The sequence below is a fragment of the Aliidiomarina soli genome (assembly GCF_003986975.1).
In the GTDB taxonomy this organism is placed as follows: Bacteria; Pseudomonadota; Gammaproteobacteria; order Enterobacterales; family Alteromonadaceae; genus Aliidiomarina; species Aliidiomarina soli.
The window spans coordinates 334331-346213 of sequence record NZ_PIPO01000005.1; the positions used below are offsets into that span (position 1 = coordinate 334331).

The 11883-nt window shown below is 49.9% G+C and carries 11 protein-coding genes; 10 read left to right on the forward strand and 1 reads right to left on the reverse strand.

Features of this window, described 5'->3' with window-relative positions:
• Positions 1-10: 10 nt before the first annotated feature.
• From fliP to glnB, 6 genes are read left to right on the forward strand one after another with little or no spacing between them, the layout of a single operon-like run.
• A complete protein-coding gene (fliP, locus tag CWE14_RS12395) occupies positions 11-766 on the forward strand; it encodes a flagellar type III secretion system pore protein FliP (RefSeq protein WP_126790002.1) in 756 nt (251 codons plus the stop codon).
• Between the two features lie 11 nt (positions 767-777).
• Positions 778-1047 carry a flagellar biosynthesis protein FliQ gene (gene fliQ, locus CWE14_RS12400; protein WP_126790001.1) on the forward strand — a complete coding sequence of 90 codons (270 nt, stop codon included), beginning with the start codon at positions 778-780 and terminating at the stop codon, positions 1045-1047.
• Positions 1047-1829, forward strand: a complete 783-nt coding sequence (gene fliR, locus CWE14_RS12405) for a flagellar biosynthetic protein FliR (RefSeq protein ID WP_126799657.1) — start codon at positions 1047-1049, stop codon at positions 1827-1829. The genes fliQ and fliR overlap by 1 nt, the downstream gene beginning before the upstream one ends.
• 9 nt (positions 1830-1838) lie before the next feature.
• The gene (gene flhB, locus CWE14_RS12410; RefSeq protein WP_126799658.1) at positions 1839-2966 is read left to right on the forward strand and encodes a flagellar biosynthesis protein FlhB; all 1128 of its coding nucleotides are present in this window, start codon (positions 1839-1841) and stop codon (positions 2964-2966) included.
• 50 nt (positions 2967-3016) lie between these two features.
• Positions 3017-4645, forward strand: coding sequence for an NAD+ synthase (locus CWE14_RS12415; protein ID WP_126799659.1), 1629 nt, complete (start codon positions 3017-3019; stop codon positions 4643-4645).
• Positions 4646-4684: 39 nt separating this feature from the next.
• Complete coding sequence (glnB, locus tag CWE14_RS12420; RefSeq protein WP_126789997.1) at positions 4685-5023, forward strand: nitrogen regulatory protein P-II; 339 nt, start codon at positions 4685-4687, stop codon at positions 5021-5023.
• 102 nt (positions 5024-5125) lie between these two features.
• Here glnB and CWE14_RS12425 read toward each other — a convergent pair whose 3' ends face one another.
• Positions 5126-5884, reverse strand: coding sequence for an outer membrane protein assembly factor BamD (locus CWE14_RS12425; RefSeq protein WP_126799660.1), 759 nt, complete (start codon positions 5882-5884; stop codon positions 5126-5128).
• Between the two features lie 117 nt (positions 5885-6001).
• On the opposite strand from CWE14_RS12425, the gene rluD reads away from it, so the two are divergent.
• The 4 genes from rluD (at position 6002) to pssA (ending at position 11352) form a co-directional block, all read left to right on the forward strand.
• Entirely contained in the window at positions 6002-6979 is a 978-nt protein-coding gene (gene rluD, locus CWE14_RS12430; RefSeq protein WP_126799661.1) for a 23S rRNA pseudouridine(1911/1915/1917) synthase RluD, read from the forward strand.
• On the forward strand, positions 6963-7694 hold the full coding sequence (gene pgeF / locus CWE14_RS12435) for a peptidoglycan editing factor PgeF (protein WP_126789994.1): 732 nt from the start codon (positions 6963-6965) through the stop codon (positions 7692-7694). The genes rluD and pgeF overlap by 17 nt, the downstream gene beginning before the upstream one ends.
• Before the next feature lie 79 nt (positions 7695-7773).
• Complete coding sequence (gene clpB / locus CWE14_RS12440; RefSeq protein WP_126799662.1) at positions 7774-10347, forward strand: ATP-dependent chaperone ClpB; 2574 nt, start codon at positions 7774-7776, stop codon at positions 10345-10347.
• A gap of 129 nt (positions 10348-10476) precedes the next feature.
• On the forward strand, positions 10477-11352 hold the full coding sequence (gene pssA, locus CWE14_RS12445) for a CDP-diacylglycerol--serine O-phosphatidyltransferase (protein ID WP_126799663.1): 876 nt from the start codon (positions 10477-10479) through the stop codon (positions 11350-11352).
• The last annotated feature ends 531 nt before the right edge of the window (positions 11353-11883 follow it).

Below are 11883 nucleotides of genomic sequence, written 5' to 3' on the forward strand. Positions count from 1 at the left end.
ACATTCCATTATGAAATCATGGACACTGGCGATAGTAGTCGCCCTTCTTGCGTTAGCCGCTTTCTACACACCTCAGGTATCGGCCCAGGACGGACTCAATGCGATTACCGTTACCACCAATGAGGATGGTAGTCAGGAGTACTCGGTAACCCTGCAAATCCTGATTATAATGACGGCGCTGAGTTTTATTCCAGCTGCGGTTATTATGATGACCTCATTTACCCGAATCATTATCGTCTTGGCCATTTTGCGTCAGGCGATTGGTCTGCAAAGCTCACCCTCCAATCAGATCCTTATCGGTATCACGCTGTTCCTGACCTTTTTTATTATGACCCCGGTGCTGACCACCATTAATGAAGATGCGGTACAGCCTTATATAGCCGAGGAAATAACGCCGGTTGAAGCGGTTGAGAGGGCGCGCGATCCGATTAAAGCATTTATGCTGTCGCAAACACGGTTGACCGATCTGGAAACATTCATTGATATTTCCGGCTATGAAGGCATCGACGGACCAGAAGATGTGCCGATGACCATTCTGATACCGTCCTTTATCACCAGTGAATTGAAGACAGCGTTTCAGATTGGGTTTATGCTGTTTATTCCGTTTTTGATCATCGATCTGGTGGTTGCCAGTGTCCTTATGGCCATGGGTATGATGATGTTATCACCAATGATCGTGTCGCTGCCGTTCAAACTCATGTTGTTTGTGTTGGTTGACGGGTGGAGCATGGTTATGCGCACTCTGGCTGGCAGTTACGGCTTGTAGCGAGGTTCATAATGTCACCTGAAGTCTTTCTGGATGTGTTTCGTGATGCTCTGTTTCTCATCGTTGTGCTGGTGAGCTTTATCATCGTACCCGGGCTGATTGTGGGCCTGATTGTGGCGGTATTCCAGGCTGCTACCTCAATTAACGAACAGACTTTAAGTTTCCTCCCACGTTTGTTGGTAACTCTGACTGCAATTGGCCTCGGTGGACATTGGTTAGTGCGGATGCTGATGGATTTTACCATCGGCATGTACATGCGCATTCCTGAAGTTGTTGGCTAATGAACATCTACGAAAGCGTCATTATGGAATGGCTGGCGCAACACTACTGGCCATTCGTCCGTGTCAGCAGTATGTTTTTGACCATGGCTGTATTTAGTGGTCGCGGTTTGCCCTCACGGATTAAGATTTTCTTCGCAATGGCGATCACCATTGCGATATCCCCGGCACTGCCACCGATCGATGTTCCTTTCGAAACCGTCTCACCCGCCGGAATGCTGACCACCATTCAGCAAATTTTGATCGGCGTCGCCCTGGGCTTTATGTCGTTATTGGCAATTAATACCTTTGCCCTTGCCGGCCAGGTGTTGGGTATGCAGATAGGTCTTGGTTTTGCCGCGATGGTAGATCCGAACAGTGGCCAACAGGTGCCGGTTATTGCTCAGTTCTACCTGATGCTGGCGACGTTAATATTTCTTGCTGTGGATGGTCACCTGGTAATGATTCAGATGATCGCTGTTAGCTTTCAGGCGATTCCTGTGGGGCAGGTCGGGCTCGATGCAGATGCTTTCTATTATATAGCCACCTGGGCAGTGTGGATGTTTAATGCGGCCCTTGGGTTTTCCATTTCGGCCATGGTTTCGATTCTGCTGATTAACCTGTCATTTGGTGTCATGACGCGGGCGTCCCCGCAGCTCAACATTTTTACGGTTGGTTTTCCGATTACCATGGTCTCTGGTTTGTTGATCTTATGGCTGACTGTGGGTAACTTTATTGTTCATTTTGAAAATCAATGGGAACGGGCAGTGAGCGGGATGTGTTTTATTCTTGGCGGCACTTGTTAGGAGACGGCAATGGCTGAAACGGATCAGGAACGCACAGAAGAGCCCACGCAGAAAAAGCTTGATGACGCGAAGAAGAAAGGGCAGATAGCACGCTCCAAAGAGATGGGCACCCTTGGCGTCCTGGCAGCGGCAGCCATTGGCCTGTTGGCGATGGGCGGTGCCATGGCCGAGGCTCTGTTCAGTATCTTTTATCAATATTTTTCGGTTGAGCGGGCGGTTATTTTTGATGACAACGCCACCTTGAATATCTGGTCCGGCATTTTTAATGCGCTGCTGTATCCCTTAGGTACTTTCTTTTTTATTGTCGTGTTAGGTGCTTTTATCGGCAATACGGTGGTTGGCGGCTTCAATTTCAGTTGGCAGGGAGCGGCGCCGAAACCGTCCAAGATGAGCCCCTTGAAAGGGCTTAAACGTATGCTCGGAACCCAGGCATTGATTGAGCTACTCAAAGCAGTGGGTAAGTTTAGTATTGTCGCTGTATTTGCTTACTTTCTGCTGCGCTGGCAGTTTCCTAATATCCTTCAGCTCTCCAATGGCATTATTGAACAAACCCTGGCGGACGCTCTGACCATGCTTGGTTTTATGTTTTTGCTGTTGACCAGCTCGATGCTCTTTATCGTCGCTATTGATGTTCCTTTTCAACGCTACAACCACACCAAGCAATTACGCATGACCAAGCAGGAAATCAAAGACGAACGCAAAAATGCCGAAGGTAGCCCGGAAATTAAAGGTAAAATTCGTCAGATGCAGCTTTCCATGGCGATGAAGCGAATGATGCAGGACATCCCCAATGCCGACGTGGTGGTGACCAACCCGACTCATTTCGCGGTGGCTCTGACGTATGACCCGCTTGCAAAAGGCGCACCGCGCGTCGTCGCCAAAGGCAATGACGAAGTGGCGGCGAAAATTCGCGAAGTTGCAGTGGACTCGGACGTGCCTCTGGTGCAGTCACCTGAGCTCGCACGGGCAGTGTACTACAGCACCAAAATAGGGCAGGAGATCCCCGAAGGTTTGTTTATGGCAGTGGCGCAAGTCCTCGCCTATGTGTTCCAGCTAAAGGAATACGCCAAGGGCCGTGGTAACCGGCCAAAAGAGCCTCGTAATCCACCTATTCCGGACGAATTGCAACACGACTGATGCTATCATAGCGCGCTTTGATGGCAGATAAGGTGGTAAAAGGCAACGGCATGACTAGACAATTAAACGTCGCTCTGGCGCAAGTGAAACTGACGGTGGGCGCAATAGAAGCGAACACGGATCGGGTGGTAGACACCGTCGCCAGACACTCAGACGCCGATATTCTGGTGTTCCCTGAACTGACTTTAACTGGTTACCCGCTCGAAGATATTGTCTATCGCGCAGATCTATATGCGGGGCTTGAGCATGCGTTAGAACGCATTAAAGCAGCCAGCACAGATGTCGCTATTATGGTTGGCTACCCGGAGACCGATGGGCAGGCCATTTTCAATGCTGTGTCGGTATTTTATCAGGGTCTTCGTATTGCCCACTACCGTAAGCAAATATTACCCAATTACGGTGAGTTTGATGAAAAGCGCTACTTCACCGCGGGCACCGGAAGCACCGTCTTCGAATTCAAAGGCCATCAGATAGGCTTGCTGATATGTGAGGATCTCTGGCAGCAGGCTCCGATTGCGGGCGCCAAGGCGGCTGGGGCAGAACTTATATTGTCGACCAATGCATCGCCTTACGAAGAATATAAAGCGGCTCAGCGACTTCAGGTCCTGCACCAACGCTGGGCTGAAAGTGGCCTGCCAATTGTCTACGTGAACCAGGTCGGCGGCCAGGACGAATTACTTTTTGATGGCAATTCAATGGTCGTAGATGAGCATGGTCAGGCAGCGATTACCTTAAAGCATTGCGCTGAAGATGTGGTAACCGCGCAATTCAATGACGGAAAGCTGGTAAATAACGTCGACCATGGAACCGATAGCGCCGATGCGGCGCTGTATCAGGCGTTAACACTGGCACTCCATGACTATGTTAGCAAAAACGGTTTTTCTTCAGTATTGCTTGGTTTATCGGGTGGTATTGATTCGGCCTTGACCCTGGCGCTGGCGGTGGACGCACTTGGAGCGGATCGGGTGCGCGCCGTTATGATGCCGTACCAGTACACGGCTGACATCAGTATTGAAGATGCCAAACAACAAGCCGAGTGGTTGGGTTGCCAGTTCGATGTGGTGCCAGTTGCCCCCATGGTCGACAGCTTTATGCAGGTCGTTCCGGGTCTGACAGCCGATAAGCCGCGTGATACCACAGAAGAGAACTTACAGGCCCGTTGCCGTGGTGTGTTATTGATGGCATTGTCGAATAAAGAAGGCAGCCTGCTACTCAGCACCGGAAATAAGAGCGAACTGGCGGTGGGTTACTGCACCTTGTACGGCGATATGTGTGGTGGTTTCGCGCCGATCAAAGATGTGTATAAAGAACGTGTTTATGATCTGGCCAGATTCCGCAACACGCTAGGGGAGGCTATTCCGGAGCGGGTCATTACCCGACCGCCGTCTGCAGAGCTGGCTCCGGATCAGAAAGATCAGGACTCGTTGCCGCCTTATTCAGTACTTGATGAAATTATCGCCGCCTATGTTGAGCAAGATCAGTCACTTGCTGATATGATTAATGCAGGCTATGACGCTGAAACTGTAAAGCGCGTAGTTACTCTGGTTGACCGCAATGAATACAAGCGGCGCCAGGGCGCTGTCGGGCCGAAGGTTACCCGACGTAATTTTGGTCGTGACAGACGCTACCCGATTACCAGCCGCTACTTGCAGAGTATGTTGGCGCGGACTGAAGATTAAATTGGTCGACTCAAGCAAAGCACATTAGCAGGAGCAAGCATGAAAAAGGTGGAAGCCATCATCAAACCCTTCAAACTCGATGATGTGCGCGCAGCATTATCCGATGTCGGGATTGCCGGTATGACAGTGTCTGAAGTAAAAGGGTTTGGGCGGCAAAAGGGTCATACCGAGTTATATCGCGGTGCTGAGTATATGGTCGATTTTTTGCCCAAAGTTAAGGTTGAAGTGGTGGTCAAAGACGATGAGTTGGATCGCTGTATCGAGGCCATTATGGAAACGGCACAGACCGGCAAAATTGGTGACGGGAAGATATTTATTTCGGATGTTGCCCGCGTGATTCGGATCCGTACCGGGGAAGAGAATGAGGATGCGGTGTAAGGTCTGGCGCTAGTAGTGCAAACCCTCCGCGTTCAGTAAAAAGAAAGCCAGCAACTGCTGGCTTTCTTTTTGTCTGTTTCTGTCGAACTTAAACGTCCCGCTTTAGCCACCAGCAAGCCGATGCTGTGGGAAGTTCAAACGTAACACGGCCAACGCATCATCACGCAGGTCTTCTAAGCCCAGCGCGTCGTAGGCGGTAATCATCAGTTCCAGTGCTTGCTCAACTTCCGGCACCTGAGGGAAGCTTTCAAGAATATATTGCCCTCGACGCGCGGCAGCCATATAGGCTTCGCGGCGCATGTAATATTCGCCAGCGCTTAGTTCATACTGAGCTAAACGTGACTGGATCCCTATCATGCGTAAGCGGGCATCGGCGGCATACTGGCTTTCCGGGTGACGTTCCAGTAATTGACGAAAGTCTTCAAAAGCTTGCTCGGAATAGCTTTTATCGCGGTCTGAACGGTCAATACCAACCAGACGGTGGAAGGCATTGTCTTCCAATTGGAGGTGAACCAAGCCGCGCATATAGCGCACGTAATCTGCATCCACGTGATTTGGATTCAAGCGCAGGAAGCGGTCAATTGCAGTCAGCGCACGGTCCTGATCAGCCACATGGTAATAAACATAAATCAGATCGAGTTGAACCTGGTTAATATGGGCACCAAACGGATAACGGCTTTCGATGTTGCGCAAGGTTTGCGAGGCCATGGTAAAATTGCCTGAATTTAAATAGCTTTGCGCTTGTTCATACATTTGCTCAGCAGAACCCTGCATCTGGCGTTCACGCTCACGATCAGGATTTGAAGAACAGCCAGTCAGAATGAATGACATCAGGAATACAGAGAGGAGCACAACTTTCATAAGGAACCTTTGCTACCTTTTATTGCTTTTGCTTTAGTCATACCCATATAAAACAGGTACACTTGCGATTAATTCGGCATTCTACCTTAGCGACTACAGGTTTCACAGCAGATATTTATGACCCAACAGATTACTCACGAAGCAGTTATTGACGAGCATCATTTTGGAATGCGTTTCGACCAGGTGCTGGCGGAATTGTTCCCGGATTATTCACGCTCACGTTTGAAAGACTGGATTGTTGACGGCAAAGTTACTCTGGATGGCAAGGTAGTTACCAAGCCTCGCGAGAAAGTTCTGCCTGGTATGGCAGTCCGTCTGGACGCGCAGGTAGAAAGCGAAGAACGCTTTGAAGCCCAGCCTATAGACCTCGATATTGTTTTCGAAGACGAGCACATTCTGGTGCTGAACAAACCTGCCGGGCTGGTGGTCCATCCTGGCGCTGGTACCCCGGACGGAACTATCCTCAATGCTCTGTTGCACCATCATCAAGGCGCGGCTCAACTGGCCCGGGCCGGCATTGTGCATCGGCTGGACAAAGACACCACAGGTTTGATGGTGGTAGCGAAAAGCATTGCCGCTCAAACCCATTTAGTCACTGCATTGCAGGCGCGTGACATTACCCGCGAATATGAAGCTATAGTAAATGGGGTGATGACGGCGGGCGGTCAGGTTGACGAACCAGTCGGCCGGCACCCAACGAAGCGAACCCATATGGCGGTGGTTAGCAGTGGTAAACCGGCGGTAACACATTATCGGGTTGCCGAGCGTTTCCGCTTGCATACCCGACTGCGTTTGCGTTTGGAAAGTGGGCGTACTCACCAAATCCGGGTCCACATGGCTCACCTGCGGCATCCACTAGTGGGTGACTTGCAATATGGTGGCCGGCCACGTCCGCCACAGGGCGGTAGCGATGAACTTTTGACCGCGCTGCGCGGGTTCAAGCGGCAGGCGTTGCATGCGGTCAAGTTAGCATTGCATCACCCAATAAGTGGCGAACTGATGAGCTGGGAAGCGCCAGTGCCCGATGACATGTTAGCGATAGCCGAGTTATTGCGTAAGGATGCGCATGGAGTGGACGATGATTACAACCTTTAAAGCCGACTGGCCTGTTACCAGTGAAGTGAATGCTTTAACCACGACCCGCAGCGGCGGCGTCAGTGTGTCGCCGTTTGGTCAATTGAATGTTGCGACTCATGTTGGCGATTTGCCGGCTGCAGTTCAGGAGAACCGACGTCGACTCAGTCAGCAGTTAGAATTGCCGACAGAACCTAATTGGTTGAGCCAGACCCACAGTAATGGAATGGTGCGCATCGGCGAGCAGGGGTTGCAGGATTTGCCGGATGCGGATGCGGCGTATACCGATGTTGCGGGTCAGGTACTGGTGATTATGACCGCTGATTGCCTGCCGGTTTTCCTGGCGACAAAAGACGGTAGTGAATTGGCATTGGTTCATGCGGGCTGGCGTGGCATGGTCAATGGCATTATTGGTCGTGCATTGAAACAATTTGAGGCTCCGGCCGACGAAATTTGTGTCTGGCTGGGGCCTGCTATCAGCCAGCAGGCATTTGAAGTGGGTGACGACGTGCGTGATTTAATTATCGGGCGTAACGCAGAACATGCCAGCGCGTTTCAGCGTTACCAGATGCACTGGAAAGCCGATTTGTATGAAATAGCCCGCCAGCAACTGGCTGGCAAAGTGGGCTTTATTGGCGGTGGCGACCACTGCACCTATACAGAAAGCAAACTGTTCTATTCCTACCGTCGTGATGGCACCACTGGCCGGATGGCTAACTTACTTTGGAAAAGTTGATCCTGAATCAACCAGTGACCTTGAAATTGGGTAAATAATACCCACATTAAAAGCAATGATGTTTTTAAGGAGAAGGTAAATGCGCCTGGACCGATTCACCAGTAAATTTCAGTTAGCGATTTCCGATGCTCAGTCGTTAGCGCTCGGCCGCGACCACCAATATATAGAACCCATCCACTTGATGAGCGCATTGCTCAATCAGGACGGCGGCACAGTGCGTCAGCTATTGCAGAACACTGGAGTAAATATTCCCACCTTTCGCGCCCAGTTATCAAAGGCGTTAGATGATATTCCTCAGGTTGAAGGAACCGGCGGTGAAGTTCAGCTGAGTTCTGCCTCTGCAACGCTGCTTAATCTGTGTGACAAATATGCGCAAAAGCGCAAAGACAAATACATCTCCAGCGAGCTTTTTGTGCTGGCGGCGTTGGAAGACAAAGGTAAGCTTGGTGAGTTACTGAAAAAGCAGGGTGTTGAGGCTGGCAAGGTCGACAAAGCTATTAACGATATACGCAATGGTCAGCAGATCGATGATCCGAATGCCGAAGAGCAACGCCAGGCGCTCGACAAGTACACCATTGATTTAACCGAGCGAGCAGAGCAGGGCAAGCTGGACCCGGTGATCGGCCGTGACGAAGAGATCCGCCGTACCATTCAGGTTCTCCAGCGTCGGACAAAGAATAATCCAGTGCTGATCGGTGAGCCCGGTGTGGGTAAAACAGCTATTGTGGAAGGCCTGGCGCAACGAATTATCAATGGCGAGGTGCCTGAGGGTTTAAAACACAAGCGGGTGTTGTCGCTTGATTTAGGCTCGCTGTTGGCCGGTGCAAAATACCGGGGCGAGTTTGAAGAACGCTTAAAAGCGGTGCTCAATGAGCTGCAACAGGAAGAGGGCGCCGTTATCCTCTTTATTGATGAACTCCATACCATGGTTGGCGCCGGTAAGGCGGACGGGGCCATGGATGCCGGTAATATGCTCAAGCCTGCACTAGCCCGCGGTGAGCTGCATTGTGTGGGGGCGACCACCCTGGATGAGTATCGTCAGTACATTGAAAAAGATGCTGCCTTAGAGCGACGTTTCCAGAAAGTGCTGGTTGATGAGCCGTCGGTGGAAGATACCATCGCAATTTTGCGCGGACTAAAAGAAAAGTACGAACTTCATCACTCAGTCGAGATTACTGATCCCGCTATTGTTGCTGCTGCCTCCTTGTCCCATCGCTACATAAGCGATCGTCAGTTGCCTGATAAAGCGATCGATTTGATTGACGAGGCAGCCTCGAGCATCCGTATGCAGATTGACTCAAAGCCTGAGGAGCTGGACCGTCTCGAGCGCAGAATGATTCAGCTCAAACTTGAACGTGAAGCATTGCGTAAAGAGAAAGACGACGCCAGTAAAAAGCGCTTTGAATTGCTGGAAGATGAAATCGGTGAGCTTGAAATCAAATACAAAGAGCTGGATGAAATCTGGAATACGGAGAAAGCGGCTCTGCAAGGGCACCAACATATTAAAGAACAATTGGATCAGGCGCGTCAGGATATGGAAGTGGCTCGTCGGGCTGGCGATTTAAATCGGATGTCCGAGCTGCAATACGGCCGCATTCCTGAACTGGAGCGCCAGTTAGATCTTGCACTGCAAGCTGAAATGCAGGATATGAGCTTGTTGCGAAACCGTGTTTCAGAAGAAGAGATTGCTGAAGTACTGTCGCGCTGGACTGGCATTCCGGTGTCACGCATGCTCGAAGGCGAGCGCGATAAGCTATTGAGAATGGAAGACGAGTTGCATAAGCGGGTTATTGGTCAACATGAAGCAGTAGTTTCGGTGGCCAACGCGATTCGTCGGTCACGAGCTGGTCTGGGTGACCCGGACCGTCCGATCGGCTCTTTTATGTTTCTCGGCCCTACCGGTGTTGGTAAGACCGAATTATGCAAAGCTTTAGCTAATTTCATGTTCGACACCGACGCCGCGATGGTGCGGATTGATATGTCTGAATTCATGGAGAAGCACTCGGTGTCACGTCTGGTCGGTGCGCCTCCTGGCTATGTTGGTTATGAAGAAGGTGGCTACTTGACTGAAGCAGTCAGACGGCGTCCATACTCCGTCATTCTGTTGGATGAGGTGGAGAAAGCGCATCCCGATGTCTTTAATATCCTGCTTCAGGTGTTGGATGATGGGCGTTTGACCGATGGTCAGGGGCGCACGGTGGACTTCAAAAACACTGTGATCATTATGACCTCGAACCTTGGCTCAGAATTGATTCAGGAAAAAGCGGGTGAAGTGGACTATCAGCAAATGAAGAATCTGATTATGCAGGTTCTGGCGGGCCACTTCCGTCCTGAGTTTTTGAACCGTGTTGATGAAACCGTGGTCTTCCATCCGCTCAGTAACACGCATATTAAGAAAATTGCGGGCATTCAGATGAAGCGGTTATTGTTGCGACTTCAGGAAAAAGGCTTTGAACTTGAGGTTAGCGACTCAGCGCTGGAACAACTGGCTAAGGTTGGGTTTGATCCTGTTTTCGGAGCACGCCCGCTAAAACGAGCGATTCAGCACGAACTGGAAAACCCATTAGCGCATAAGTTGCTTGCGGGAGAACTGCAACCTGGTAAAACGATCCATGTCGATTCAGGTGGCGATGGTTTAACCATTCACCAGTAACTATCAGCACTGAAAAAAGGCTCCCGCGGGAGCCTTTTCTGCTCTCGCAGGTATTTATGCACTTGTTTAAGTCTATGGTATTCTTAGTGCCAGTATCTTTTATTCATTTTCTCCGACAGGACTTATGATATGTCAGAACAGCATCAGGATTCAGCAAGTCATAAACGACGCGGTATTTATTTACTGCCAAACTTATTGACAACTGCTGGTCTTTTTTCAGGCTTTTTCGCCATCGTTTCCTCAATGAACGGCCAGTTTGAAATGGCTGCTATCGCAATTTTTATTGCCATGGTATTTGATGGGCTCGATGGACGTGTGGCACGCATGACTCACACCGAAAGTGATTTCGGTGCTGAGTACGACAGCATGGCAGACATTGTTTCATTCGGTATGGCGCCTGCGCTAGTGGCTTATAACTGGGCGCTGGCTGACTTAGGTAAGCTAGGCTGGCTGGCAGCGTTTATATTTGTAGCGGGTGGCGCCCTGCGTCTGGCTCGTTTTAATACCATGTTAGGGGTTTCCGATAAGCGCTACTTCCAGGGCCTGGCGATTCCAAGTGCTGCAGCCATTGTGTCTGGTATGGTCTGGGTTGGCGCTAAGTATGAAATTGATCCTGAAAATGTAAGCCTGCTGGTCGCACTCTTTACCATTGCGTGTGGTCTGTTGATGGTGAGTAACTTCCGCTATCACTCATTTAAGGATGTCGATTGGCGCGGTAAGGTTAACTTCCTTGTTATTTTAATGGTAGTACTGGTGTTTGTAGTTGTTGCTACTGAACCAGCTTTAGTCCTTTTTGTTCTCTTTACAGCCTATGCTATTTCAGGTCCGGTCCTGACTATCAAGAATGTGCATAAACTGAAACTTGAACACGTGTTGGGTGATCAGTCGGATGATTCAGACGCGGACTTTAAGCCAGAACAAGAGAAGGCAGCTGCAAAAGCTAAAGCCGAAAGTAAAGAAGCTGATGATTCAGTTGACCAGGATGAGAACACACCGAAAACCTAGTCAGCACTGCAGTTACTAGTGAGTAATATATTTAAAAAGGCCCTGAGGGGCCTTTTTTCGTATGATACACAGCCATTTTGGGTGGAAAGTGAGCGCTTGGAGCGGTTTTTTCAATAAAGTTAAGAAAAGGGGTTGCGTGCAGCGAGAAGATCTCTATAATTCGCCTCCGTTGTCAGGGCACATTGAGCGCACAGACAACCCTTGAAGCTCCTGAGTTCATTACGAATTAGTCGAGCACAAGGGCTGAAGAAAAAGTTCAAAATTCTTAATGAATGGGGCTTGACTTCAGTAACCGGAAGCGTAGAATGCGCATCCCTGCTACGGCAAAAGTCGTACGCAACGTTCTTTAACAATCTATCAAAGCCAAGCAATCTGTGTGGGCACTTACATTGATTGAGCAACTTAAAAAGCTACTTCGGTAGCAGATCTCAACCACAGGCTTGTCCTGCAGGTAGGGTCAAATTTGCTCTTGAAATGCTGGTGACCATAAGATTCAAGTAATTAATTACTTCTATTTTAGAAGAACCAACG

What these genes read in the sequence shown, in the direction of transcription:
- fliQ (WP_126790001.1), top strand. Translation starts at nt 778, where the DNA reads ATGTCACCTGAAGTCTTTCTGGATGTGTTTCGTGATGCTCTGTTTCTC.
- fliP (WP_126790002.1), top strand. Translation starts at nt 11, where the DNA reads ATGAAATCATGGACACTGGCGATAGTAGTCGCCCTTCTTGCGTTAGCC.
- pssA (WP_126799663.1), top strand. Translation starts at nt 10,477, where the DNA reads ATGTCAGAACAGCATCAGGATTCAGCAAGTCATAAACGACGCGGTATT.
- glnB (WP_126789997.1), top strand. Translation starts at nt 4,685, where the DNA reads ATGAAAAAGGTGGAAGCCATCATCAAACCCTTCAAACTCGATGATGTG.
- rluD (WP_126799661.1), top strand. Translation starts at nt 6,002, where the DNA reads ATGACCCAACAGATTACTCACGAAGCAGTTATTGACGAGCATCATTTT.
- CWE14_RS12415 (WP_126799659.1), top strand. Translation starts at nt 3,017, where the DNA reads ATGACTAGACAATTAAACGTCGCTCTGGCGCAAGTGAAACTGACGGTG.
- flhB (WP_126799658.1), top strand. Translation starts at nt 1,839, where the DNA reads ATGGCTGAAACGGATCAGGAACGCACAGAAGAGCCCACGCAGAAAAAG.
- pgeF (WP_126789994.1), top strand. Translation starts at nt 6,963, where the DNA reads ATGATTACAACCTTTAAAGCCGACTGGCCTGTTACCAGTGAAGTGAAT.
- fliR (WP_126799657.1), top strand. Translation starts at nt 1,047, where the DNA reads ATGAACATCTACGAAAGCGTCATTATGGAATGGCTGGCGCAACACTAC.
- clpB (WP_126799662.1), top strand. Translation starts at nt 7,774, where the DNA reads ATGCGCCTGGACCGATTCACCAGTAAATTTCAGTTAGCGATTTCCGAT.
- CWE14_RS12425 (WP_126799660.1), bottom strand. Translation starts at nt 5,884, where the DNA reads ATGAAAGTTGTGCTCCTCTCTGTATTCCTGATGTCATTCATTCTGACT.